Source organism: Micromonospora sp. CPCC 206060, from assembly GCF_036906895.1.
GTDB lineage: Bacteria > Actinomycetota > Actinomycetes > Mycobacteriales > Micromonosporaceae > Micromonospora.
In genome coordinates, this window is sequence record NZ_JBAKHU010000002.1 from 241,027 (window position 1) to 265,397 (window position 24,371).

The 24,371-nt window shown below is 72.6% G+C and carries 23 protein-coding genes; 14 read left to right on the forward strand and 9 right to left on the reverse strand.

All coding sequences use genetic code 11. The annotated features are described in order from the left end of the window. Window positions 1-22 precede the first annotated feature (22 nt). Both V6U90_RS03535 and V6U90_RS03540 read left to right on the forward strand, forming a co-directional pair. Window positions 23-223, forward strand: a complete 201-nt coding sequence (locus V6U90_RS03535) for a type II toxin-antitoxin system VapB family antitoxin (RefSeq protein ID WP_334431184.1) — start codon at window positions 23-25, stop codon at window positions 221-223. Beyond that, window positions 220-645 (forward strand): PIN domain nuclease, encoded by a 426-nt coding sequence (locus V6U90_RS03540; RefSeq protein ID WP_334431073.1) that lies wholly within the window; start codon window positions 220-222, stop codon window positions 643-645. The genes V6U90_RS03535 and V6U90_RS03540 overlap by 4 nt, the downstream gene beginning before the upstream one ends. Window positions 646-754: 109 nt before the next feature. On the opposite strand, the gene V6U90_RS03545 is transcribed toward V6U90_RS03540, so the two are convergent. Genes V6U90_RS03545 through V6U90_RS03565 form a run of 5 tightly spaced genes read right to left on the reverse strand, consistent with a single transcriptional unit; the run spans window position 755 to window position 8,317 of the window. Continuing rightward, complete coding sequence (locus tag V6U90_RS03545) at window positions 755-1,843, reverse strand: uroporphyrinogen-III synthase (protein WP_334431074.1); 1,089 nt, start codon at window positions 1,841-1,843, stop codon at window positions 755-757. Then, window positions 1,843-2,238 carry a nitrite reductase small subunit NirD gene (gene nirD / locus V6U90_RS03550; protein WP_334431075.1) on the reverse strand — a complete coding sequence of 132 codons (396 nt, stop codon included), beginning with the start codon at window positions 2,236-2,238 and terminating at the stop codon, window positions 1,843-1,845. The genes V6U90_RS03545 and nirD overlap by 1 nt, the downstream gene beginning before the upstream one ends. Continuing rightward, window positions 2,235-4,736, reverse strand: coding sequence for a nitrite reductase large subunit NirB (nirB, locus tag V6U90_RS03555; protein ID WP_334431076.1), 2,502 nt, complete (start codon window positions 4,734-4,736; stop codon window positions 2,235-2,237). The genes nirD and nirB overlap by 4 nt, the downstream gene beginning before the upstream one ends. After that, the gene (locus V6U90_RS03560; protein WP_334431077.1) at window positions 4,733-6,172 is read right to left on the reverse strand and encodes an FAD-dependent oxidoreductase; all 1,440 of its coding nucleotides are present in this window, start codon (window positions 6,170-6,172) and stop codon (window positions 4,733-4,735) included. The genes nirB and V6U90_RS03560 overlap by 4 nt, the downstream gene beginning before the upstream one ends. A 3-nt stretch (window positions 6,173-6,175) precedes the next feature. After that, entirely contained in the window at window positions 6,176-8,317 is a 2,142-nt protein-coding gene (locus V6U90_RS03565) for a molybdopterin oxidoreductase family protein (RefSeq protein ID WP_334431078.1), read from the reverse strand. A gap of 260 nt (window positions 8,318-8,577) precedes the next feature. On the opposite strand from V6U90_RS03565, the gene V6U90_RS03570 reads away from it, so the two are divergent. The 6 genes from V6U90_RS03570 (at window position 8,578) to glmM (ending at window position 13,323) form a co-directional block, all read left to right on the forward strand. Further along, the gene (locus V6U90_RS03570) at window positions 8,578-8,835 is read left to right on the forward strand and encodes a DUF6364 family protein (RefSeq protein WP_334431079.1); all 258 of its coding nucleotides are present in this window, start codon (window positions 8,578-8,580) and stop codon (window positions 8,833-8,835) included. Next, window positions 8,813-9,118 (forward strand): hypothetical protein, encoded by a 306-nt coding sequence (locus V6U90_RS03575; RefSeq protein WP_334431080.1) that lies wholly within the window; start codon window positions 8,813-8,815, stop codon window positions 9,116-9,118. The genes V6U90_RS03570 and V6U90_RS03575 overlap by 23 nt, the downstream gene beginning before the upstream one ends. A 221-nt stretch (window positions 9,119-9,339) precedes the next feature. Further along, window positions 9,340-10,740 carry a nitrate/nitrite transporter gene (locus V6U90_RS03580; RefSeq protein ID WP_334431081.1) on the forward strand — a complete coding sequence of 467 codons (1,401 nt, stop codon included), beginning with the start codon at window positions 9,340-9,342 and terminating at the stop codon, window positions 10,738-10,740. A 181-nt stretch (window positions 10,741-10,921) separates the two neighbouring features. Then, the gene (gene rplM, locus V6U90_RS03585) at window positions 10,922-11,365 is read left to right on the forward strand and encodes a 50S ribosomal protein L13 (protein WP_208810933.1); all 444 of its coding nucleotides are present in this window, start codon (window positions 10,922-10,924) and stop codon (window positions 11,363-11,365) included. 20 nt (window positions 11,366-11,385) lie between these two features. Next, the gene (gene rpsI / locus V6U90_RS03590) at window positions 11,386-11,838 is read left to right on the forward strand and encodes a 30S ribosomal protein S9 (protein ID WP_334431082.1); all 453 of its coding nucleotides are present in this window, start codon (window positions 11,386-11,388) and stop codon (window positions 11,836-11,838) included. Between the two features lie 126 nt (window positions 11,839-11,964). Continuing rightward, window positions 11,965-13,323 (forward strand): phosphoglucosamine mutase, encoded by a 1,359-nt coding sequence (gene glmM / locus V6U90_RS03595; protein WP_334431083.1) that lies wholly within the window; start codon window positions 11,965-11,967, stop codon window positions 13,321-13,323. 148 nt (window positions 13,324-13,471) lie between these two features. Here glmM and V6U90_RS03600 read toward each other — a convergent pair whose 3' ends face one another. Beyond that, window positions 13,472-14,689 carry a pyridoxal phosphate-dependent aminotransferase gene (locus V6U90_RS03600; RefSeq protein WP_334431084.1) on the reverse strand — a complete coding sequence of 406 codons (1,218 nt, stop codon included), beginning with the start codon at window positions 14,687-14,689 and terminating at the stop codon, window positions 13,472-13,474. 289 nt (window positions 14,690-14,978) lie between these two features. On the opposite strand from V6U90_RS03600, the gene glmS reads away from it, so the two are divergent. Continuing rightward, the gene (glmS, locus tag V6U90_RS03605) at window positions 14,979-16,877 is read left to right on the forward strand and encodes a glutamine--fructose-6-phosphate transaminase (isomerizing) (protein WP_334431085.1); all 1,899 of its coding nucleotides are present in this window, start codon (window positions 14,979-14,981) and stop codon (window positions 16,875-16,877) included. Window positions 16,878-16,924: 47 nt separating this feature from the next. Here the strand turns inward: glmS and V6U90_RS03610 are convergent, their stop codons facing one another. Both V6U90_RS03610 and V6U90_RS03615 read right to left on the reverse strand, forming a co-directional pair. Continuing rightward, window positions 16,925-18,499: an alpha/beta hydrolase gene (locus tag V6U90_RS03610; RefSeq protein ID WP_334431086.1), complete on the reverse strand. Its 1,575-nt coding sequence runs from the start codon at window positions 18,497-18,499 to the stop codon at window positions 16,925-16,927. Continuing rightward, window positions 18,496-18,792: a hypothetical protein gene (locus tag V6U90_RS03615; RefSeq protein ID WP_334431087.1), complete on the reverse strand. Its 297-nt coding sequence runs from the start codon at window positions 18,790-18,792 to the stop codon at window positions 18,496-18,498. Before V6U90_RS03615 ends, V6U90_RS03610 begins: the two co-directional genes overlap by 4 nt. Before the next feature lie 170 nt (window positions 18,793-18,962). Between V6U90_RS03615 and V6U90_RS03620 the strand changes: the two genes are divergently transcribed. The 5 genes from V6U90_RS03620 (at window position 18,963) to tsaE (ending at window position 23,649) form a co-directional block, all read left to right on the forward strand. Continuing rightward, entirely contained in the window at window positions 18,963-19,331 is a 369-nt protein-coding gene (locus V6U90_RS03620; RefSeq protein ID WP_334431088.1) for a holo-ACP synthase, read from the forward strand. A gap of 94 nt (window positions 19,332-19,425) precedes the next feature. Then, on the forward strand, window positions 19,426-20,901 hold the full coding sequence (locus V6U90_RS03625) for an NAD(P)H-hydrate dehydratase (RefSeq protein WP_334431089.1): 1,476 nt from the start codon (window positions 19,426-19,428) through the stop codon (window positions 20,899-20,901). Between the two features lie 36 nt (window positions 20,902-20,937). Further along, window positions 20,938-22,050, forward strand: a complete 1,113-nt coding sequence (alr, locus tag V6U90_RS03630; RefSeq protein WP_334431090.1) for an alanine racemase — start codon at window positions 20,938-20,940, stop codon at window positions 22,048-22,050. Beyond that, window positions 22,043-23,131 carry an alpha/beta fold hydrolase gene (locus V6U90_RS03635; RefSeq protein WP_442933513.1) on the forward strand — a complete coding sequence of 363 codons (1,089 nt, stop codon included), beginning with the start codon at window positions 22,043-22,045 and terminating at the stop codon, window positions 23,129-23,131. Before alr ends, V6U90_RS03635 begins: the two co-directional genes overlap by 8 nt. Further along, window positions 23,128-23,649, forward strand: a complete 522-nt coding sequence (gene tsaE / locus V6U90_RS03640) for a tRNA (adenosine(37)-N6)-threonylcarbamoyltransferase complex ATPase subunit type 1 TsaE (protein WP_334431091.1) — start codon at window positions 23,128-23,130, stop codon at window positions 23,647-23,649. The genes V6U90_RS03635 and tsaE overlap by 4 nt, the downstream gene beginning before the upstream one ends. On the opposite strand, the gene V6U90_RS03645 is transcribed toward tsaE, so the two are convergent. Further along, window positions 23,618-24,298, reverse strand: coding sequence for a hypothetical protein (locus V6U90_RS03645; RefSeq protein ID WP_334431092.1), 681 nt, complete (start codon window positions 24,296-24,298; stop codon window positions 23,618-23,620). The two genes, tsaE and V6U90_RS03645, sit on opposite strands and share 32 nt — an antisense overlap. Window positions 24,299-24,371: the final 73 nt, after the last annotated feature.

Below are 24,371 nucleotides of genomic sequence, written 5' to 3' on the forward strand. Positions count from 1 at the left end.
ATAAGGGGGCGGCGTGACCAAGATGCTGGTGGACATCGATGAAGCCGCGCTCGCGGATGCGGCGGAGGCGTTCGGCACCAAGACCAAGAAGGAGACGGTCAACGTGGCGCTACGTGAGGGAGCAGCCCGACTGCGCCGGGCCAGGGCGCTCGCGGAGTTGGGCGTCCGCGCCGAGGCTGGCGACTTCGACGAGTTGCTCGACAAGGAGACCTACCGCTCGTGAAGCTCGCGGACTACCTGGTCGATACGAGCGCCCTGGTCCGACTGCTCCGCGAGCCGGAACTGCGTACCCGTTGGGAACCGGCAGTTGCCGCTGGCCTCCTCGCGGTCTGCCCGCTCACTGAGTTGGAGTTCCTCTATTCGGCCCGCTCAGCGGCCGACCGGGTCTGGCTGGTCGGGCAGTTGCGTGCCGCGTACACCTGGGTCGAGATGCCGGACCGGATCTACCGGCGGGCCGACGAGGTCCAGGTCGGGTTGACCGGCCAGGGGGCGCACCGTTCGGCGGGTGCGGTCGACCTCCTGGTCGCCGCCACTGCCGAAACGCACCAGCTCACGCTGTTGCACTACGACCGGGATTTCGACCAGATCGGCCGGGTCACCGGTCAACCCATGCGATGGATCGCAGCTCCCGGCTCGATCAAGTGATGCCTGATGGATCATGGAGTTGTGGTGGGGGGCAAACTTCGCCAATCAGCTCAAAATCCCCACCACAACTCCATGATCAACGGGGCGGGGCGGGGCGGGCGGTGACCGGTCACTCCACCCGGAGGCGGTAGCCGCGCTTGACCACGGTCTGCACCACCCGGGGCGTACCGAGGGCGGCCCGGAGCCGGGCCACCGCCATCTCCACGGCGTGCTCGTCCGCGCCCCGGGGGAGGGTGCGGAGCAGGGCGGTCCGGGACAGCACCCGACCCGGCGACTGGGCGAGCGCCCGCAGCACGGCCATCGGTGCCGGTGCGAGCGGGCGCAGTTCCCCGTCGAGCAGGGCCGCGTGCCCGCGCAGGGTGAGCTGGTGGCCGTCGACCTGAAGGTCGAGGGTGCGTCGGGGCAGTTCGTCGACGATCGTGCGGACCAGTGCCCCGAGCCGGGCCCGACCCGGGGTGACCACCGGTACGCCCCGCTGCCGCAGCGGCTCGGCGGTGACCGGGCCGACGCAGGTGGCCAGGACGTCCCCGCGCATCGCGTCCAGTACCGTCTCGACGCGTCCCCCGGCGGTGCGCAGCAGCGCGCTCACCGCAGCGGCCGAGGTGAAGGTGACCGCGTCCACCAGGCGCCCGGCGACCAGGTCGACCAGCCGGTGCAGCGGGGCCGGATCGGTCGGCGGCGCCCACCGGTAGACCGGTACCTCGATCACCGTGGCACCCGCGTCCTCCAGGGCGTCGGTGCACTCCGGCTGCCGTTCGCCGTGCAACTGCATGGCGACCACCTTGCCGGCGATCGGCCGGCGGACCAGGTGCTCGATCACCTCCTCGCAGCTCTCCGAGTCCGGTGACCACTGGTCGAGGAGCCCGGCGGCCCGGATCGCGCCCCGCGCCTTCGGCCCCCGGGCCACGATGTACGCCCCGCTCAGCGCGTCACGCAGGGGTTCGGCGAGCCCCCAGCCCTCGGCCGCCTCCAACCAGCCGCGCATGCCGATGCCGGTGTTCGCCATCAGGATGTCCGGCGGCCGGGCCAGGCAGGCCCGGGTGGCGGCCCGCAGTTCCGAGTCGTCGGCCAGCGGCACGATCCGTAGGGCCGGGGCGAGCACCACCCGCGCACCACGCCGCTCCAGCAGGGCGGCGAGTTCGTCCCGGCGGCGGTCGGCGGTCACCCCGATGGTGAACCCGGCAAGCTCACCGCCCATCAGGGCGCCCGTTCCCCGGCGAACACCGCCGACGGATCGAGGAGTACCTCCACCAGACCGTCCCGCTCGCGGACCGGGTAGGTGACCAGCGACACCCCGGGCAGGTCCAGGCAGCGGCCGGTACGTAGGTCGTAGACCTGTTTGTGCAGCGGCGCGGCGAGCGTGGGGACGTCACCCCGACTGCCGATGAGGCCCCGCGACATGACGTACGCGCCGGTGACCGGGTCCCGGTTCTCCACGGCGTACAACTCGTCCCCGCAGCGGAACAGGGCCACCTGCTCGCCGCCCAGCAGCGCGGCCACGCCCCGGTCCGGCTCCAGGCGGTCGTAGTGGCAGACCGCTGTCCAGGCGGTCAGGACAGGAGTCAGGACAGGGGGCAGGACGTCCGTGTTCATCGGGCCACCTCCGGCATACCGAGTACGACAGGTCGCCGTTCGGGGACCGGCTGTCCCCGCTCGACGGTGAAACTGATCGACGGGTCGGGGACCTCCGGCGCGTTGACGAAGGAGGTGAACCGGCGCAGCCGGTCCGGGTCGGCCAGGGTGTCCCGCCACTCGTCGGAGTACGAGCCGACGTGCCGGGCCATCGCCGCGTCCAGTTCGGCGCCCAGCCCGAGCGAGTCGTCGATGATCACCGACCGGAGGTGGTCCAGCCCGCCCTCCATCGCCTCGATCCAGGCGGCGGTCCGTTGCAGCCGGTCGGCGGTGCGGATGTAGAACATCAGGAACCGGTCGATGTAGCGGATGAGTTCCTCGGTGGTCAGGTCGGTGGCGAACAGGTCGGCGTGCCGGGGCCGGAAGCCGCCGTTGCCGCCGACGTAGAGGTTCCAGCCGTTGTCGGTGGCGATGATGCCGAAGTCCTTGCTGCGGGCCTCCGCGCACTCGCGGGCGCAGCCGGAAACCGCTGACTTGATCTTGTGCGGGGCGCGCAGTCCCCGGTAGCGCAACTCCAGGGCGATGGCCAACCCGACCGAGTCCTGCACCCCGTACCGGCACCAGGTCTCGCCGACGCAGGACTTCACCGTGCGCAGCGCCTTGCCGTACGCGTGGCCGGACTCGAAGCCGGCGTCGACCAGCCGGCGCCAGATCTGCGGTAGCTGCTCGACCCGCGCACCGAACAGGTCGATCCGCTGCCCGCCAGTGATCTTGGTGTAGAGGTTGAAGTCCCGGGCCACCTCGCCGATCACGATCAGCTTCTCCGGCGTGATTTCCCCACCCGGGATGCGGGGCACCACCGAGTACGTGCCGTCGCGCTGGATGTTGGCCAGGAAGTGGTCGTTGGTGTCCTGCAACGACGCCTGCTCGCCGTCGAGCACGTACCCGTTGCCGAGCGAGGCGAGGATCGAGGCGACCACCGGCTTGCAGATGTCGCAGCCCCGCCCCCGGCCGTGCTCGGCGATCAACCGGGAGAAGCTGGTGATGCCCCGGACCCGGATGATGTCGAACAGCTCCTGCCGGCTGGCGTCGAAGTGCTCACAGAGCGCCGTGGACTGCACCACCCCGGCCGAATCCAGCAGCTGCTTGAGCATCGGCACGCAGGAACCGCAGCTCGTCCCGGCCCGGGTGCAGGCCTTCAACGCCGGCACGTCCGCGCACCCGCCGCCGATGGCGGTCAGGATGTCGTCCTTGGTCACCGCGTTGCAGGAGCAGACCTGTGCGGTACCGGGCAGCGCGGCCAGCCCGGCACCCGCCCCGGCGCCGCTGTCGGCCGGCGCGAGCAGCCCCAGCGGGGGGCCGGGCAGCGGGCCGCCGACACTGGCCCGCAGCGTCGGGTAGGCCGCCGCGTCACCGACCAGCACCCCGCCGAGCAGGGTCTTCGCGTCGTCGGAAAGGACCAGCTTGGCGTAGACCCGGGTGGCCGGGTCGACGAACGTGACATCCAGGCAGCCGGGGGTGCTGCCGTGCGCGTCGCCGAACGACGCCACGTCCACCCCGAGCAACTTGAGTTTGGTGGCGGTGTCCGCGCCGGGGAAGACCGCTGCCCCGCCGAGCAGCCGGTCGGCGACCACCTCGGCCATCGCGTACCCGGGGGCGACCAGGCCGTAGCAGACCCCGTCGACGGCCGCGCACTCACCGACCGCCCAGATCCGCTCGTCGTCGGTGCGGCAGGACGCGTCGACCAGGATCCCGCCCCGGGCACCCACCGCCAGCCCGGCCTCCCGGGCCAGCCCGTCCTGCGGCCGGATACCGGCGGCCACCACCACCAGGTCGGTGTCGAGCCGGTTGCCGTCGGAGAGGGTCACCCCGGACACCGTGCCGTCCGCGCCCTCGTGCAGCGCCGTGGTCGCCACCCCCAGGTGGGTACGCACACCCAGCTCCTCGACGTACCGGCGGAGCATCGCCCCACCGGCCTCGTCGACCTGCACCGGCATCAGCCGGGGGGCGAACTCGATCACGTGGGTGTCCAGCCCGAGCAGGCGCAGCGCGTTCGCCGCCTCCAAGCCGAGCAGCCCGCCGCCGATCACCGCCCCGGTACGCCGTCCGGCGGCGTGCTCCCGGATCGCCTCCAGGTCGTCCAGCGTGCGGTAGACGAAGACCCCGGGCAGTGCCGTGCCCTCCACCGGCGGGACGAACGGGTACGACCCGGTGGCCAGCACCAGCGCGTCGTACGGGTACTCCCCGGCGGCGGTGGTCACCACCCGGCGTTCCCGGTCGATCCCGGTGGCCGGCTCGCCGAGCCGCAGCGTCACGCCCTCGTCCGGGGTGTGCAGGTTCAACTCGTCGGCGTCGGCGCCGTCGAAGAACGCGGAGAGCCGGACCCGGTCGTACGCCGGTCGGGACTCCTCGGCCAGCACGGTGACCCGCCAGCTTCCGGTGGTGTCCCGGGCCCGCAGCGCCTCCACGAAGCGCTGTCCCACCATGCCGTTGCCGATGACGACCAGTTCGCCGCTCATGCCCCCACCTCCACGGAGTCGACTGCGGACAGCCAGTTCACGATTCCTTCGACGGCATCCCGGCAGCTACCGCAACCGGTGGTCGCCCGGGTCGTCGCGACCACCTCCCCGACCGACCGGGCCCCGGCACGCCAGCACCGCACCAGCGCGCCCTTGGTCACCGTGTTGCACTGGCAGACGGTGGTCGCGTCCGGCATCAGCGCCGGGGTGGTGACCGGGGCCGCCGCCGGGACCCCGGTGGCCCGGCCGAGCAGCAGCGAACGCCGGTCCGCCGGCACCGGGGCACCCCGGTCGAAGAGCTGGATGACCGTGCCGACGCTCGGGTTGTCGCCGAGCAGGATCGCCCCGGTCAGCCGGTCACCGTCGATCAGCAGCCGGGCGTACGTACCCCGGGCCGGGTCGGTGAAGGTCAGCTCCTCGCCACCGGCCACCGGGGTCGGCTCGCCCATCGCGGCCAGGTCGATGCCGGCCGCCTTGAGTCGGGTCACCACCGGCTGCGGCCGGTACCGGGCACCGGGGTCGTTCCCGGTGAGCAGTTCGGCCACCACCCGCGCCTGGGCCCAGGCCGGGGCGACCAGGCCGCCGACCGTCCCGTCGTGCTGGGCGCAGTCGCCGATCGCCGAGATGTGCGGGTCGCTGGTCCGCAGCCGGTCGTCGACCACCACACCCCGCTCCACGGCCAGCCCGGCGGTGCGGGCGAGCCCGGTCTCGGGGCGTACCCCGCAGGAGAGCACCAGCAGGTCGGCGGCGAGTTCGGTGCCGTCGGACAGGGCCAGGGTTACCCCGTCCGGGTCGGCGGTGACGGCGGTCGCGGCAACCGCGAGCTGCGTGCGGACGCCCAGGTCGGCGAGGGTACGGGCGAGCACCGCGCCCCCGGCCGGGTCGAGCTGCCGTTCCATCAGGTGCCCGACCGGGTGCACCACCCGCACGTCGAGTCCCCGGGTGGCCAGGCCCCGGGCGGCCTCCAGCCCGAGCAGACCGCCACCGAGGACCAGGGCGCTGCGTGCGCCCTCGGCGGCGGCCAGGATGCGCCGGCAGTCGTCCAGGGTGCGGAACACCGCGACCCGGTCCGGCAGCGCCTCCGGGTCCAGCCCGGGCAGCGGCGGCACCACCGCCCGGCTGCCGGTGGCCAGCACCAGATGGTCGTAGGAGATCCGGTCCCCGTCGGCGGTGTGCACCGTCCGGTCGGCCCGGTCGATGGCGGTGACCGCCACCCCGAGCCGTACGTCGACCGCCTGGCCCGCCGCGCCGGCCAGCTCCACGTCGGACTCGCCGACCTTCCCGGCGAGCAGGTTGGAGAGCATGATCCGGTTGTAGGCCCGGTGCTGTTCCGCACCGAGCACGGTCACCTTGCGGTCACCCGGCCGGGCGGACAGTTCGGCTGCCAGTCGGGCGCCGGCCATTCCGTGGCCGACGATGATGATGCGTCCGGTCAACGGTCAGCCCACCTTCTCCGTGCCGTCCGCCGTCACGACCGGCCCGGCCTTCTCCACACGCACCGCACAGACCTTGAACTCCGGCATCCGGGAGGTCGGGTCGAGTGCGTCGTTGGTCAGCGAGTTCGCCCGCGCCGTCCCGGCCCAGTGGAACGGGGCGAAGACGGTGTCCGGGCGGATGGTCGGGGTCAGCCGGGCCGGGGCGAGCAGTTCACCCCGGCGTGAGGTGACCCGGAGTTCGTCCCCGTCCGCGATGCCGAGCCGGTCGGCGAGGTCGGGGTGGAGTTCCACGAACACGCCCGGCGCGGCGGTACGCAGCGGTGCGATCCGTCGGGTCTGCGCGCCCGACTGGTACTGGGCCAGCACCCGGCCGGTGGTCAGGTACAGCGGGTAGTCCGGGCAGACCTCCTCGGCTGCCGGCCGGTGCTCGACCGGGTGGAACCGGGCCCGCCCGTCCGGGGTGGGGAAGCGGTCGGCGAAAAGGCGCGGGGTGTCCGGCCGGTCCACCGACGGGCACGGCCAGAAGACCCCGTCCTGGGCGTCCACCCGCTCCCAGGTGACCCCGGCGTAGTCGGCCGGCCCGCCGGCCGAGGCCCGGCGCAGCTCGTCGAAGACGGTCCGCGGGTCGGCACTGAACCGCCCGGGGCTGCCCAGCCGCTCGGCCAGTTCGGTCAGCACGGCCAGGTCGGTGCGTACCCCGGGCGGTGGCTCGCGCAGCGCCCGGCGGCGCAGCACCCGCCCCTCCAGGTTCGTCATCGTGCCGTCCTCCTCCGCCCACTGCGCGGTGGGCAGCACCACGTCGGCGATGGCGGCGGTCTCGGAGAGCACGAAGTCCGACACGACCAGCAGGTCCAGGCTGCGCAGCCGGGCCTCGATCCGGGTCGCCCGGGGTGCCGACACCACCGGGTTGGAGCCAAGGACCAGCAGCGCCTTCGGACCGTCCGGGGTGCCCAGGGCGTCCAGCAGTTCGTACGCGGACACCCCCGGTCCGGGCAGGTCGTCGGCGGGTACCCCCCACACCCCGGCGACGTGCTCGCGGGCCGCCGGGTCGTCGATCCGCCGGTACCCGGGGAGCTGGTCGGCCTTCTGCCCGTGCTCCCGGCCGCCCTGGCCGTTGCCCTGCCCGGTCAGGCAGCCGTACCCGGAACCGGGCCGGCCGGGCAGGCCGAGGGCGAGGGCCAGGTTGACGTACCCGGTGACCGTGTCGACGCCCTTGGCGTGCTGCTCGGCGCCGCGCGCGGTGAGGATGACCACCCTCCCGGCGGTGCCCAGCGCCCGGGCGGTCGCCTCCAGGTCGGCCACCGGCACCCCGGTGAGCCGTTCCACCAGCGCCGGCCAGTACCCGGCGACCACCCGGCGGACCGCGTCGAAGCCGGTGGTCCGGGCGGCCACGTAGTCGTGGTCCACCCACCCCTCGGTGAGCGCGATGTGCAGCAGCGCGTTCGCCACCGCCAGGTCGGTGCCGGGCAGCGGTTGCAGGTGCCGGGTGGCGGCCCGGGCGGTGGCGGTGACCCGGGGGTCGATGACGATCAGCTCGCCGCCGGCGTCCCGCTGCTCGGTCAGGTAGCGCATCAGCGGCGGCATGGTCTCCGCCGGGTTCGCCCCGACCAGCAGCAGGGTGTCCGCCCGACCCAGGTCGGCCAGCGGGAACGGCAGTCCCCGGTCGATGCCGAAGGCACGTATCCCGGCCGCTGCCGCCGAGGACATGCAGAACCGGCCGTTGTAGTCGATGTTGCGGGTACCCAGCGCCACCCGGGCGAACTTGCCCAGCGCGTACGCCTTCTCGTTGGTCAGCCCGCCGCCGCCGAAGACGGCGACCGCGTCGCGGCCGTGGCGGGTCTGGATGTCCCGGATGCCGTCGGTGATCCGGGTCAGCGCGGCATCCCAGCTCGCCGGGCGGAGTTCGCCGCTGGCCGGGTCGCGCAGCAGGGGAGTGGTCAGCCGTTCGGGGTGGTCCAGCAGTTCTGCGGCAGTCCAGCCCTTCTGGCAGAGCCCGCCCCGGTTGGTGGGAAACTGCCGGGGGCGGACCTCCACCCGGCCCTCGGCGTGGTGCAGTGTCATCCCGCACTGCAGAGCGCAGTACGGGCAGTGGGTGGCCGCCTCCCGCGGCGCCTCCGCTGTCCCGGGTTGCGCACTGTCCGTCATGACGGCAAAGCGTGCCGGCGAGCGGTTTCGGCCCGAGGTCTCGTTTGTTTCGAGCCTGTCAAGCAGTACGCACACCGCACAGCAGCAGCCGGATGTCTCGCAAGGTCAGCCACCCCCCGCCCAGCCTTCACGTCGATCATGGACTTGTGGTGGGGGATTCACTCCTTATATCCCCTATGCGGGGCACCACAACTCCATGATCGACGTTCTGCACGCGGGTCCGGATGACGGCTGGTCATACCGGGAGTACGCTCAGCGGCATGACCGCCAAGGTGACACTGTCGTTCTCCGACGAGACGATCGAAGAGGCGCGCCGGTTCGCCAAGCGGGACGGAATGTCCCTCTCCGCCTGGATCGACCAGGCCGCCCGGGAGAAGGCGCTGCGCGAGGTCTTCACCGCGCACGCCAACGCGGTGGCCCGGGCCGGATTCGACCTGGAAGCCGCCGCGCTGGCCGACGCCCGCGAGGCGGAGCTGGTCGACGAGGCGTTCTTCGGTGGTCGGCCGCGTGCTGCGTAGGGGTGAGGTCTGGCGCATCGAGGGCGCCCGGGCGCGCCTCGGCCTGGTGGTCAGCTCGGATGTCTACAACTCCACCGAGGTGCCCATCGTCATCGTCGCCGAGGTGGTCGAGGCGGAGCTGCTGCGGGACTCGCCGCTCGCCGTGCCCATGGGACGGCTGGTGGTCATGCCGGACCGGCTCTCCGCACCGATGAAGAAATGGTTCACCGATTGCGTCGAGGTGGCGGACACCGAGACAATGCAGCGGGTGGGTCGCGCGCTGCGCATCCTGCAAGAGCTCTGATCCGTACCGGACGGGCGCCCTGATCCGCGTCGCCCCGCAGGTCCCGAGCTGCGGCCCGGCACCACCCCGGTCCGCCCCCACCGTGCCTACCAGCGGGTTTTCACGAACGCTCCGGCCCGCCGGTGCGATCTCCGTAGCCGACCCGACCTGTGGCGGGCAACCTCGTCGAAACGGCCGCTTCGTAGCTTCGGCTCCGGCACCGACGGAGAAGGAGTAGGCCGATGAGTACTGTGACCAGCCCGGTGGACGTTCCCGCGACCACCACCACGACCATCCCGCGCCGACACCGGCTGGAGGACTGGCGGCCGGAGGACCCCCAGTTCTGGGAGCGCACCGGGGCGCCGATCGCCCGCCGGAACCTGCTCGTCTCGATCTTCGCCGAACACGTCGGGTTCTCCGTCTGGAGCCTCTGGTCGGTGATGGTGCTCTTCCTCGGCCCCGCCTACGGCATCGACCCGGCCGGCAAGTTCCTGCTCACCGCCGTACCGGCCGCGCTGGGCGCGGTGCTGCGCCTGCCGTACACCCTGGCGGTGGCCCGGTTCGGGGGCCGGAACTGGACGATCTTCAGCGCCCTGATGCTGCTCGTACCGGCGGTGCCGATGGCCGTGCTGATCGAGCCGGGAGTGTCGTACTCCACCCTGCTGGTGCTGGCCTGTCTGGCCGGGGTCGGCGGCGGCAACTTCGCCTCGTCGATGGCGAACATCAACCTCTTCTACCCCGACCGGCTCAAGGGGTGGGCCCTCGGGCTCAACGCCGGTGGCGGCAACCTCGGGGTACCGGCGGTGCAGCTCGTCGGGTTGGCGGTGCTGGCCACCGTCGGGGCCGCGTACCCCCGGCTGGTGCCGGCGGTCTACCTGCCGCTGATCGTGCTCGCCGCGCTCGCCGCCGCCCGCTGGCTGGACAACATCCCCGGCGCCCACAACGAACCGGGCGCGTTGCGCGAGGCGGCCCGGGACGGGCACACCTGGATCATGTCGCTGCTCTACATCGGCACCTTCGGCTCCTTCATCGGCTTCGGCTTCGCCTTCGGTCAGGTCCTCCAGATCCAGTTCGCCGACCGGTTCGCCACCCCGGTCGAGGCGGCCTACCTGACCTTCCTCGGCCCGCTGGTCGGCTCCCTGATCCGGCCGGTCGGTGGCGCGCTCGCCGACCGCTTCGGCGGGGCCCGGGTCACGTTCTGGAACTTCGTCGCCATGGCCCTCGGCGCCGTCGGGGTGCTCGCCGCCGCCCGGGACCGCTCGCTCGCGCTCTACCTGATCGGGTTCGTGTCGCTCTTCGTCTTCTCCGGCATCGGCAACGGTTCGACGTACAAGATGATCCCGGCGATCTTCCGGGCCCGCGCGACCGCCGCCGGTTCGCCGGGGACCATGGCCCCGGCCGCCTCGGCCGACGAGGTGGCCCAGCGCTGGGCGCGGCGGATGAGCGGTTCGTTGATCGGCATCGCCGGGGCGGTCGGCGCGTTCGGCGGGGTACTGGTCAACATCGCATTCCGGCAGTCCTTCCTGACCACCGGGAACGCCGAGGCCGCCTACGTCGCCTTCATCGGTGCGTACGTGGTCTGTGCCGTGGTGACCTGGGTGGTGTACCTGCGCCCCGGCCGGCACCGGCTGCGCGGGGTGTGACCTGGGTGGCCGTACGTTGGCGGCGGTGTACCCCGTTTTGACCTGAGGGCGGGGCACCGAGTATCGTCGCCTGCTGTTGTGCGACATCAGAGGGCGTGCCTTATCAGGTACGCTTGGTCGTTCGTGCGCGTCTGGTCATCCGGCGCGCGATCCCAGACCGACGACGAGACAAGGTAGACCTGTGCGTACGTACAGCCCGAAGCCGGGTGAGATCGAGCGTCAGTGGCACGTCATCGACGCCTCTGATGTCGTGCTGGGCCGACTGGCCACCCACGCTGCCACGCTCCTGCGTGGTAAGCACAAGCCGACCTTCGCGCCGCACGTCGACACCGGCGACTTCGTCGTCGTCGTGAACGCGGGCAAGGTCGCGCTGACCGGTAACAAGCGGCAGACCAAGATCGCCTACCGGCACTCCGGCTACCCGGGTGGTCTGAAGCAGGTCGGTTACGACGAGCTGCTGACCAAGAACCCCGAGCGGGCCATCGAGCTGGCTGTCAAGGGCATGCTCCCGCACAACAAGCTCGGCCGTAAGCTGATCAAGAAGCTGAAGGTCTACGCCGGTGCCGAGCACCCGCACGGCGCGCAGCAGCCGGTGCCGTTCGAGATCAAGCAGATCGCGCAGTGAGCGCGGGCGAAGGAAGCAGCATGACCGACACCATCGCGACCGAGGTCGCTGAGGCTCCGGCGCCCGTTGCCCGGGCGCCGCGTGGCGACCGGCCGATCCAGACCGTGGGCCGTCGTAAGGAGGCCATCGTCCGGGTGCGTATCGTCCCCGGCAGCGGCAAGATCACCTGCAACGGCCGGGAGCTGGAGAGCTACTTCCCGAGCAAGGTGCACCAGCAGCTGATCAAGGACCCGCTGGTCACCGCCGAGAAGGCCGAGACGTTCGACGTCATCGCCAACCTGCGGGGCGGCGGCATCACCGGCCAGGCCGGTGCGCTGCGGCTGGCCATCGCCCGGGCGCTGATCGTGAGCGAGCCGGACGACCGTCCGGCCCTCAAGAAGGCCGGCTTCCTCACCCGGGACGCCCGGGTCAAGGAAAGCAAGAAGTACGGTCTCAAGAAGGCCCGCAAGGCGCCGCAGTACTCGAAGCGCTGATCCGCTACACCTTGTACGTCTGACGGACGGCCGGTCCGCCTCCCCCTCACGAAGGTGGTGGCGGCACCGGCCGTTCCGCATTTCCGCAGTTGTCCTCATCGGGTGCTCATTCGGAGGTTCTCGGGTATGGGTCGGTTGTTCGGCACGGACGGCGTACGCGGACGCGCGAACGTCGACCTGACACCCGAGCTGGCGATGGCCGTCGCGGTCGCCGCCGCGCACACGCTGGCCGAGACCGACCGGAGCCACCCGCCGCTGGCCGTCGTCGGCCGGGACACCCGGGCCAGCGGCGAGATGCTGGAGGCAGCCGTGGTGGCCGGGCTGGCCAGTGCCGGCGCGAACGTCATCCGGGTCGGCGTGCTGCCCACCCCGGCGGTGGCGTTCCTGGTCGCCGAGGCCAAGGCCGACCTGGGCGTGATGCTCTCCGCCTCGCACAATCCCATGCCGGACAACGGCATCAAGCTCTTCGCCGCCGGTGGGCACAAGCTGCCCGACGAGATCGAGCTGAAGATCGAGGCGGCGATCGAGGCGAACGCCACCACCGCCTGGGACCGGCCGGTCGGAGCCGGTGTCGGCCGGGTGCACGACCTGCTCGACGGCGCGGACCACTACGTGCAGCACCTGACCGGGACGATCGGCCACCCGCTGGACGGGCTGAAGGTCGTGGTGGACTGCGCGAACGGTGCCGCCGCCGAGGTCGCACCGGTCGCCTACCGCGAGGCCGGCGCCGAGGTGATCGCGATCCACGCCGAGCCGGACGGGCTCAACATCAACGACGACTGCGGCTCCAACCACATCGACGACCTCCGGGCGGCCGTGGTGGAGCACGGCGCACACCTGGGCCTCGCCCACGACGGTGACGCGGACCGGTGCGTGGCGGTCACCGCCGACGGGGACGAGGTGGACGGCGACCAGATCATGGCGATCCTCGCGCTCGCCATGCGGGACGCCGGCACGCTGGCCGGCGACACCCTGGTCGCCACGGTGATGAGCAACCTCGGGCTGCGCCTGGCGATGTCCGCCGAGGGCATCCGGCTAATGGAGACCAGGGTCGGTGACCGGTACGTGCTGGAGGAGCTGCGCGCCTCCGGGCTGGCGCTCGGCGGGGAGCAGAGCGGGCACATCGTCATGCCGGAGCACGCCACCACCGGTGACGGGGTACTAACCGGCCTGCACCTGATGGCCCGGATGGCGCAGACCGGCCGCTCCCTGGCCGAGCTGGCCTCGGTGGTCACCAAGCTGCCGCAGGTGCTCATCAACGTGCCGGTCGCGGACCGCACGGTGGGAGCCGGCGCGCCGGGCGTACTGGCCGCGGTCGAGTTGGCCGAGGCGGAACTGGGGGAGACCGGCCGGGTGCTGCTGCGCCCCTCCGGTACCGAGCCGCTGGTCCGGGTGATGGTCGAGGCGGCCACCGGGCAGACCGCCCAGGCGGTGGCCGAGCGGATCGCCGCCGAGGTGCGTACGGCCAGCCCGGCTGCTTCCTGACCCAGCGGTCGGGGCTCGCGCGTGGGGAGCGGGGCGGCCGGCCGGCGGGTGGGGGTCGGGGCCCGGGTGCCCGCTCGGCGCGGTCAGGCTTGATCCCCTCGCCGGTCACCCGGGCCCCGACCCCGGACCGGTCGGGTCCGTGTGGGGGTCAGGTCAGGGCGCGCAGTCGGGTGACCGCCTCGGTGAGTACCTCCGGGCGCTTGCAGAAGGCGAACCGGATCAGCCGGCTGCCCGCCTCCGGGTCGTCGTAGAAGACCTGGGTCGGTACCGCCACCACCCCGCACCGCTCCGGTAGGGCCCGGCAGAACTCCACGCCGTCCCGGCCACCGAGCCGGGAGATGTCGGCGGTGACGAAGTACGTTCCCTCCGGGGTCAGCACGTCGAACCCGGCGTCGACCAGGCCGCCGACGAGCTGGTCCCGGCGTTGCTGCATACCGGCCCGGAAGTCGTCGTAGTAGCTGTCCGGCAGCCCCAGGGCGACCGCGACCGCCGGTTGCAGGGGCGCGGCGTTGACGAAGGTCAGGAACTGCTTGACCCGGGTCACCGCCGAGACCAGCCGGGCCGGCCCGCTCACCCAGCCGACCTTCCAGCCGGTACAGGAGAAGGTCTTGCCGGCCGACGAGATGCGCAGCGTCCGCTCCCACATGCCCGGCAGCGTGGCCAGCGGTACGTGCGCGGTGGCCGCGTCGGTGAACACCAGATGCTCGTAGACCTCGTCGGTGACCGCGTACCCGCCGTGCTCCTGGCAGAGCCCGGCGATCAGGGCCAGCTCGTCAACCGTGAAGACCTTCCCGGTCGGGTTGTGCGGGGTGTTCAGCAGCACCAGGCGGGTACGCGGTCCGAAGGCGGCCCGCAGTTCGTCCGGGTCGAAGGCGTACCGGCCGTCGGCGCCGGGACGCAGCGTGACCGGGCGGCGGACCGCACCGGCGAGCGCGATCGAGGCGGCGTACGAGTCGTAGTACGGCTCGAAGCAGACCACCTCGTCGCCCGCCTCGCAGAAGGCGAGGATGGTGGCGGCGATCGCCTCGGTGGCGCCTGCGGTGACCAGGATCTGCCCGTCCGGGTCGTACTCCAGTCCCCAGAACCGGCGCTGGTGGTCGGCCACCGCCGCACGCAGGGCGGGGATCCCCGGTCCGGGCGGGTACTGGTTCTGCCCGCCGTGTAGCGCCTCCACCGCAGCGGCCAGCATCTCCGGCGGACCGTCGGTGTCCGGGAAGCCCTGCCCCAGGTTGACCGCACCGGTCCGGACGGCCAGCGCGGACATCTCCGCGAAGATCGTGGTGCCGAAGGGGCGCATCCGGGCCACGAGCGGGTCGGTATCGGCGATCGTCGTCACGCCGCTCAGCCTAGAGGAGGGGCAGGGCATTTCCCGGGCCCGGAAGCGGCGGGTACAGGGAGCGGCGCCGAGTATCTGATCATGGCGTTCTGGTGGTCGATTCAGCACTTTTATCACGTATATCCCCACCATAACTCCATGATCGACTCAGGGGGTGGAGGTTGCTGGAAGGGGCGCGTTTCCAGTGGCCTGTCCGAAGGCTGGCGTGGGTGACAAAAAACCCAAAACTCTCTTTGGGTCAGCTAGCAATCAGGTACGTTGCGTGTTTAGCCGGCTTTCGCGCAAGCAGCGTGAGTGAAAGTAGGTTAGGCTGCGGGCCATGTGCGGAATCGTGGGTTACGCCGGTGCCCGACCGGCGCTGGGCATCGTGCTGGACGGCTTGCGGCGGCTGGAGTACCGCGGCTACGACTCGGCGGGCGTGGCGATCGTCTGCGGCGACGAACTGCTCACCGAGAAGAAGGCCGGCAAGCTGGCCAACCTGGAGAAGATCCTCGCCGAGCGGGACGCCGCCGACTGCGACACGATCGGCATCGGGGACGGCACCACCGGCATCGGGCACACCCGCTGGGCCACCCACGGCGGCCCCACCGACCGCAACGCCCACCCGCACGTTGCCCGGGACGGCCAGGTTGCGGTGATCCACAACGGCATCATCGAGAACTTCGCCCGGCTCCGCGCCGAGCTGGAGGCCGACGGGGTGCAGTTCACCAGCGACACCGACACCGAGTGCGCCGCGCATCTGATCTCCATCGCGCTCGGCCAGCTGCGGGCCGCCGGGCACGCCGACTCCCCGCAGCTGCTCGCCGAGGCGATGCGGCAGGTCTGCCAGCGGCTGGAGGGTGCCTTCACCCTCCTCGCGGTGGACGCCAGTGTCCCCGGCGCGGTGGTCGGCGCTCGGCGCAACTCCCCGCTGGTGGTCGGTCGCGGCCAGGGCGAGAACTACCTGGCCAGCGACGTCTCCGCGTTCATCGAGCACACCCGGGACGCGGTCGAGCTGGGCCAGGACCAGATCGTGCTGATCACTGGCGACAGCATCGAGATCACCGACTTCGACGGCAACCCGGCCTCCGGCAAGGACTTCCACATCGACTGGGACGCCTCGGCCGCCGAGAAGGGCGGCTACGACTGGTTCATGCTCAAGGAGATCGAGGAGCAGCCGCAGGCGATCGCCGACACCCTGCTCGGCCGGCTCACCGAGACCGGTGAGATCGCGCTGGACGAGGTCCGCCTCAGCGACCAGGACCTGCGTGACGTCGACAAGATCTTCATCGTGGCCTGCGGAACGGCGTACCACTCGGGCATGGTCGCCAAGTACGCCATCGAGCACTGGACCCGGATCCCCTGCGAGGTGGAGCTGGCCAGCGAGTTCCGCTACCGCGACCCGGTACTCGACCGGTCGACGCTGGTGGTGGTGATCTCACAGTCCGGCGAGACCATGGACACCCTGATGGCGCTCCGGCACGCCAAGGAGCAGAAGGCCCGGGTGCTGGCCATCTGCAACACCAACGGCTCCACCATCCCGCGTGAGTCGGACGCGGTCCTCTACACCCACGGCGGGCCGGAGATCGCCGTCGCCTCCACCAAAGCGTTCCTCACCCAACTCGTCGCCTGCTACCTGATCGGCCTGCACCTGGCCCAGGTGCGCGGGATCAAGTTCGCCGACGAGGTCGCCGCCGTGGTCGACCAGCTCCAGGAGGTACCCGGCAAGCTGCGCGAGCTGCTCGGCCGGATCGAGCCGGTCCGCGAGCTGGCCCGTGACCTGAAGGCCGCGCCGACCGTGCTCTTCATCGGCCGGCACGTCGGTTACCCGGTGGCCCTGGAGGGTGCGCTCAAGCTCAAGGAGCTGGCGTACATGCACGCCGAGGGGTTCGCCGCCGGGGAGCTGAAGCACGGCCCGATCGCCCTGATCGACCAGGGCACCCCGGTGGTCTGCGTGGTGCCGTCGCCGGCCGGCCGGGGCATGCTGCACGACAAGGTCGTCTCCAACATCCAGGAGGTACGCGCCCGGGGCGCCCGCACCATCGTGATCGCCGAGGAGGGCGACGAGGCGGTGCTGCCCTACGCCGACCACGTGATCTACGTGCCGCGTACCCCCACCCTGCTCGCCCCGCTGGTGACCACCGTCCCGTTGCAGGTCCTCGCGGCGGAGATCGCCGCCGCCCGGGGGCACGACGTCGACCAGCCGCGCAACCTGGCCAAGTCGGTCACCGTCGAGTGACCCGCTGACCCGCTGACCCGGGCCCCTTCCCGGGGGAGGGGCCCGGCTCATCCGGTGCGGTCGAGCACGATCCGGGCCATCCCGTCCAGCGCCGGATTGTCGTGGTCCCAGTAGCCGGTGTGGCCGTTCCGGCCGCTCGGGAAGGTCCGGCCACCGAACTCCGTACCGCTCGGGTCGGTGCCGAACCAGTGGTCGTCGTCCCGCCCGAACAGCAGCGTGGGCAGCCCGCCCAGGACGACCCGACCGGCCAGCTCGGCCGGCGGGCGGGTGTGCCGGATCAGGTCGTCGTCGGCCGTACTGGCCCACACCTGACCCGCCGGGATCCGCAGCTCGGCCGCACTGTCCACCCCCACACCCGGGGAACCGACGAAGACCAGTGCGTCGGCGGCCAGCCCGTGGTCGCGGGCCGCCGTACCGACCACCAGTGATCCGTAACTGTGGCCGAGTATGGTCTGCCGGGCCGGTGGCCCGTCGTGGGTTTCCCGCAGGCCCTCCTGGAACCGGTGCAGGGCCGGGCCGGCATCCACCGCCTGCCGGTCCCGGGACGCCTCGCCGACGAAGTCCGGAGCGTCGTAGTCCAGCCAGAGCACCGCCGCCGTCTCGGTCGCCGGATCCAGCTCGGCGCAGCGGGCCGCGACCCGGGCGGCCCGGCCCAGCTCGCCGTCGAGGCTGGCCAGATCGGAGGTCATCCCCGGTACGTAGGTGAGCACGTTCGCCGCCCGGTCCGGGTTGCCGAGCGCCACGATCGCCCGACCGTCACCAGCCTGGTCGAGACCGAGCAGGTACCCGCGCGGTACCCCCTCGGCCAGCCGCTCGGCGATCCCGTCGATGCCGGCGATCCGCCCGTCCAGGTGCCGCAGCGCGGCCAGCTCCAGTGGTCCCTGCGGGAACCGGGCGGCGATCACGGACCGCTCGACGAGCAGGGCGGCCCGTCGGGTCGCCAGCAGCAGCCGGTTGGCCTGGTCCCGGGCGGTCGCCGGCACCCCGTCCAGCCGGCCGACCAGGGCCGGTTCGTGGCCGACCAGCCAGCGCCGCTGCGCCGGGGTCAACCGGTCCCACCAGAGCCGGACCAGTGCCGGATCGGCCCCCTCCGGCGGCCGGTACGCCCCGGGCGGCTCCACCCAGTCGCCCTCCAGCGCGTCGGCGAGGCCGGTGAGCCGGGTCGCCGCCTCCCGGTCCGCCGCGTCCGCCACCGCCAGCGCGGCGCCCACCTGCGCCGACACCTGGCTGACCGTCGGCCCGGCGTGCGCCGGCTGCCGGGGCACGGCCGGGTCGAGGGACACCCGACCCTGCCGGTCGATCTGCGCGCCCGCCTGCGGCAGCAGCGCCACCGCCGAGGCGAGACGGGCCCGGGCGGTCCGCAGCCGGGCGGCGTACTCGGCGAGGATCTGGTCGACCTCGATGCCGAGCGGGACCCGGTCCAACAACCCGGTGCGGAGCGTGCCCAACCGGCCGGTGGCCGCCCGGGACGCCGCCCCCGACCAGCTCCGGTCGAGATCCCCGGCGACCGCCGTCAGCTCCCCGGCCCGGCGGCGGAGCAGGTCGCCGACGCCCCGCCAGGCGGTGCCGGCGCCCTCCCAGAGCGCCGGGTCGGCCGCCCAGAGCTGGGCGTACGAGGTCACCGTGGCACCCCGGTCAACCGGCCGGCGGCCCGGGAGTCCACCGCGTCGTACTCGTCGGCGGCGGAGCCCACCCCGGTGGCGCTGGCCGCCACCTGGCCGCCGACCCGGCACAGCCAGCCGTGCAGCACCGAGTCCAGTTCGGTGAGCGCCTCGGTGGCCCGCCAACCGGGGGCCGGTACGAGCAGGCCCGGCTCCCCGGCCAGCCCGTGCCCCAGCCGGTGCCCGGTTTCCGCGAGCCGTCGGGCGGCGGCCCGTAGCTCGCCGGTCTCCACCCGGAGTACCTCGTCAACCATCCCGACCTCCTCCGCAACCCATCGACGGAGCTGACGGTAGGTGGCACCGCCGGTCGGGCGGCAGCCCTGTGGACAACGGGGATCCCGGGACAGTCGTCGGTTGTCCACAGCCGTTGCCCGGCGTGCCGAGGGGGGCTAATCTGACCGATCCGCGCCGGTAGGGTGGGGGCGTGATCGTCGCGGTCGGCATCGATGTCGTTCTGGTGGAGCGGTTCGCCCGTGCCCTGGCCCGCACCCCTCTGCTCGCGGACCGGTTGTTCACCGAGGCCGAGCGGCACACCGGTTCCGGCAACCCCCGGTCGTCGGAGTCACTGGCTGCCCGGTTCGCCGCGAAGGAGGCGGTGGCCAAGGCGCTCGGCGTACCCGCCGGTCTGCACTGGCACGACTGTGAGGTCGTCGCGGACCCGGACGGCCGGCCCTGGCTGACCGTCTCCGGGACGGTCGCCGCAGCCGCCGCCGAGCGTGGCGTGCACCGCTGGCACCTCTCGCTCTCCCACGACGGCGGGATCGCCTCGGCGATGGTGGTGGCGGAGCAGTGAGCCGGTCCGAAGGTGGCGGCGGCACGGCTGCCGGGATGGGCGGAGCGGTGACCCGGTGGCCGGGCCCCGGGGCAGAGCGGAAGGGCGGGGTCGCATGAGGCCGGCATGGCGGGTCACGGATGTCCGGGCGGCCGAGGCCGCGCTGATGGCGACCCTGCCGCCCGGGACGCTGATGCAGCGGGCCGCCGCCGGACTGGCCCGCCGCTGCGCGCTGCTGCTCGGTGACCGGGGCGGGGTGTACGCCGCCCCGGTGCTGCTGCTGGTCGGCTCCGGCGACAACGGCGGGGACGCGCTCTACGCCGGTGTGCACCTGGCCCGGCGCGGCGCCGCGGTCAGCGCCCTGCTGCTGAACCCCGAGCGAGCACACGCCGCCGGGCTGGCGGCCCTGCGGGCCGCCGGTGGGCGGGTCGTCGACGCACCCCCGGCCCGGGTGGACCTCGTACTCGACGGGCTCGTCGGCATCGGTGGCGCCGGTGGCCTGCGCGGACCCGCCATGACGGTGGTGACCGGCCTGGCCGCCCGGCGCGGGCGGGACGGCCGACGGCCGACGATGGTCGCGGTCGACGTGCCGAGCGGGGTCGCCGTGGACACCGGGGACGTCCCGACCGGCCCGGACGGCCGTCCGTCGGCGGTCACCGCCGACGTGACCGTCGCCTTCGGCTGCCTCAAGCCGGCCCTGGTGGTCGGTCCGGCGGCGGCGCTGGCCGGGCAGGTCGAGCTGGTCGACATCGGGCTGGGGCCGTGGCTGCGGAGCACGCCCGCGCTCCGGGTCACCGAATGGTCGGACGTCGCCGCCTGGTGGCCCCCGCTCGGTCCGGCGTCGGAGAAGTACACCCGGGGCGTGGTCGGGGTGGCCACCGGTTCGGCCACCTACCCGGGTGCGGCCGTGCTCTCCGTGGGCGGCGCGCTCGCCGGCCCGACCGGCCTGGTCCGGTACGCGGGCAGCGCCCGGGCCGAGGTGCTGCGCCGGTACCCGTCGGTGATCGCCACCGACCGGGTCGCCGACACCGGCCGGGTACAGGCCTGGGTCTGCGGCTCGGGGCTGGGTACCGACGAGTCGGCCACCACCGAACTGCGCTGCGTGCTCGCCTCGTCCGTCCCGGCGGTGCTCGACGCGGACGCGCTCACCCTCCTGGTGGACGGCTCGATGGCCGACCGGCTGCGGCAGCGGGACGCGCCGATCGTGGTCACCCCGCACGACCGGGAGTACGCCCGGCTCTGCGGCGGGTCGCCGGGCGCCGACCGGGTCGGTGCCGCCCTGAAGCTGGCCGCCTGGATGAACGCGGTGGTCCTGCTCAAGGGGGACCGCACGGTGGTGGGCACGCCGGACGGTCAGGCGTACGTCAATCCGACCGGTACCCCGGCCCTGGCCACCGGGGGCACCGGCGACGTGCTCGCCGGGCTGCTCGGCTCGCTGCTCGCCGCCGGGCTGCCCGCCGTGCGGGCGGCGGTGCTGGCCGCGTACCTGCACGGGCTGGCCGGCCGGGAGGCCGCGCGGCATGGTCCGGTGACCGCCCCCGACGTGGTCGGGGCCCTCCGCACGGTTCTCGCCCCGCTCACCGCCGACTGACCAGGTGATGATCGCCGGGGAAAGTAGGCTGGTGGCATGTGGCAGGCCGAGGTACGCGTCGACCTCGACGCGATCCGTGAGAACGTGGCCCGGTTGCGGGCCGGCACCAGCGCCGAGCTGATGGCCGTGGTGAAGGCCGACGGGTACGGCCACGGCATGCTGCCCGTCGCCCGGGCCGCGCTCGACGCGGGGGCGACCGCGCTCGGCGTCTGCACCCTCGACGAGGCGTTGACACTGCGTCGGGGCGGGGTGACCGCACCGGTGCTGGCCTGGCTGCTGGCGCCGGGGCTGCCGCTGCACGAGGGCGTCTCGGCCGGGGTGGACCTGGCCGCGGCCAGTACCGACCAGCTCGACGAACTGGTGGTCGCCGCGCAGCGGGCCGGCCGCCCGGCCCGGGTGCACCTCAAGATCGACACCGGTCTGTCCCGGGGCGGCGCCACCGTCCCCGACTGGCCGGCGCTGCTCGACGCCGCCGCGAAGGCCCAGGCCGACGGGACCGTCGAGGTGGTCGGGGTGTGGAGCCACTTCGCGTACGCCGATGCGCCCGGCCATCCGACCATCGACCGGCAGCTCGCGGTCTTCGTCGAGGGCGTGGCGCTCGCCGAACGGGTCGGGTTGCGCCCCCGCTGGCGGCACCTGGCCAACTCGGCCGCCACCCTGACCCGCCCGGACACCCACTTCGACCTGGTCCGGCCGGGCATCGCGATCTACGGGCTCTCCCCGGTCGAGGGGGAGCGGTTCGGGCTGCGGCCGGCGATGAGCGCCCGCGCCCGGGTCACCCTCACCAAGCGGGTACCCGCCGGCAGCGGAGTCTCGTACGGCCACACCTACCTGACCGAACGGGAGACCACCCTGGCCGTGGTGCCGGTCGGGTACGCCGACGGGGTGCCCCGGCACGCCTCCAACGTCGGGCCGGTGCACCTGGCCGGCAGGGTGCGGACCGTCGCCGGGCGGGTCTGCATGGACCAGATCGTGCTGGACTGCGGGGACGATCCGGTCGCTCCCGGTGACGTGGCCACCCTGTTCGGCAGCGGAGCCGAGGGGGAGCCGACCGCCGACGACTGGGCTGCCGCTGTGGGCACCATCAACTACGAGATAGTCGCCCGCTTCGGCGGGGTACGGGTATCCCGTGCCTACGACGGTGAGTGAACGCAGGTCCCGTATCCCGAGCCCCCGCTCGGGTGCGGCGAAGGTGGCCGGGGTCGTCGGCGCGACGGTCGGGGTGGCCGCCGCCGGGCTGGCCCTGGAACGTTTCCTGGTCCGCCGGGCCAAAGCCGACCCGGGTGACCGGTACGCCGACGAGCCCTTCGGTGAGCAGCGGTACGACGAGTCGTTCCAGATCGAGATGCCGGACGGTACCGACATCCACATCGAGGTGGTCGAGCCGACCCGGGACACCGGACGGAATCCGACGGTGGTGCTGGTGCACGGCTTCTGCCTGGACATGGGGACGTTCCACTTCCAGCGCAAAATGCTCGCCGAGCGGGGTGACTACCGGATCGTCGCGTACGACCAGCCGGGGCACGGCCAGTCGGGGCGGCTGGAGACCGGCGAGTACGACCTCGCCGTGCTGGGCCGTACCCTGCGCGCGGTCATCGACCGGACCACCCCGGAGGGGCCGCTCGTGCTGGTCGGCCACTCGATGGGCGGCATGACGATCATGGCGTTCGCCGAGCTGTACCCGGAGCTGTTCGGCGACCGGGTGGTCGGCACCGTGCTGATGGCCACCTCGGGTGGCCTGCTGTCGGAGACCAAGCTGGTCGTGCCGGCGCTGCTCGGGCGGGTCGGCGGACCGCTGCTGTTCATGGTCAACAACGCCACCCGGTACGGCGGCACGTTCATCGACCGGGCCCGCCGGTCCGCGTCCGACGTCGCCTGGCTGCTCACCCGGAAGTACGGCTTCGGTACGCCACGGCCGTCCCCGGCCCTGGTGTCGTACGTCGAGCAGATGAACTCGCACACCTCCGCCGACACGGTCACCCGTTACCTGCGTACCCTGGGCACCCACTCGCGTCACCCGGCACTCGTCGCGTTGGCCGACACGCCGACCCTGGTGCTGGTCGGGGACAAGGACATGATCACGCCGGTGGTGCACACCGAGGAGATCCTGCGGCGGCTGCCCAATGCGGAGTCCGTCACGATCCCGGACAGCGGTCACGTGGTGATGCTGGAGCACGCGGACGAGGTCAACGCCGCGCTACTGGACTTCCTGGAGAGACTGCCGACATGAGCCACGTCTTCGAACTGGCCACCGTGGACGACACCCGCGCCTTCGGCGTACGACTCGCCGGGCTGCTGCGCGCCGGGGACCTGGTCATCCTGTCCGGCCCGCTGGGCGCCGGCAAGACCGCCCTGGTGCAGGGGATCGGCGCCGGCCTGGGCGTACTCGGTGACATCACCTCGCCGACCTTCGTGATCGCCCGGGTACACCGACCCGATTCGGCACGCGGCGGCCGGGTGGCCCTGGTGCACGCCGACGCGTACCGGCTCGGTGATGCCGCGGATCCGCGTGCGGAGATCGACGACCTCGACCTGGACGCCTCGATGGACGAGGCGGTGACCGTGGTCGAGTGGGGCGAGGGGATGGTCGAGCAGCTCGGGGACGCGCACCTGCGGATCACCATCGACCGGCGTGACGACGACACCCGGGTGGTCGAGCTGACCGGCGTCGGCGGCGACTGGCCGACCCGCCTCGCGGACTCCGACGGCATCCGGGTCAGGGGCGGTACGGCGCGTCGGTGTGGCTGACCTCGCGCAGGGTGCTCCCGCTCAGCCGGTAGATCGCGGTACGCCGGATGGCCACCTCCGCCATCGCGGCGTCGTCGGGGCGGGTCAGGTAGACCACCCTCACCTGCTGGCTGCTGATCGAGACGTTCTCGACCGGCGTACGGTCGCCGATCTCGGTCACCGTGACGTAGGACGGCCGGCCGCTAACGTTGCGGAACACGACGAGCTGCCAGAACTTGCCGGTGCCGCCGCCGTCCATCATCACCGGCACTACCGCGTCCGCCGCCCCGTCGCCGGTCAGGTCACCGATGGCGCAGGGTGATTGCAACGCGACGACCACCCCGTCCTCACCGGACCACATGCCGTCGAGCAACGGGATCGGGTCGGGGTAGCCGTTGTACCGCGATGTCGGGCTGCCCAGCTGCGCGGTCTCCAACTGCTTACAGGTCAGCGCGGCGACCTTCTTCCGGGTGGGGCTGGCACTCGGCTTGGCCGCCGGGGTCGGGTCACCGGTGTTCGCGCTGTCGTCGGAGTCGGTGCCGCGGCTGCTTGTCCCCCGGTCGGAGGAGCTCTTTCCGCTGCTGGACGATTTCTTTCCGCCGGAGCCGGAACCACAGGCCAGTCCGGTGACCAGGGCCAGTGCCAGGAGGGGCAGCAGCGTCTTGCGCATCGAGGGTCCTTTCGTGAGGTGGCCGCAGCGTAGTGCGCCGCCGCCACTGTCGGTCCGGACTGATAGGAAGTAG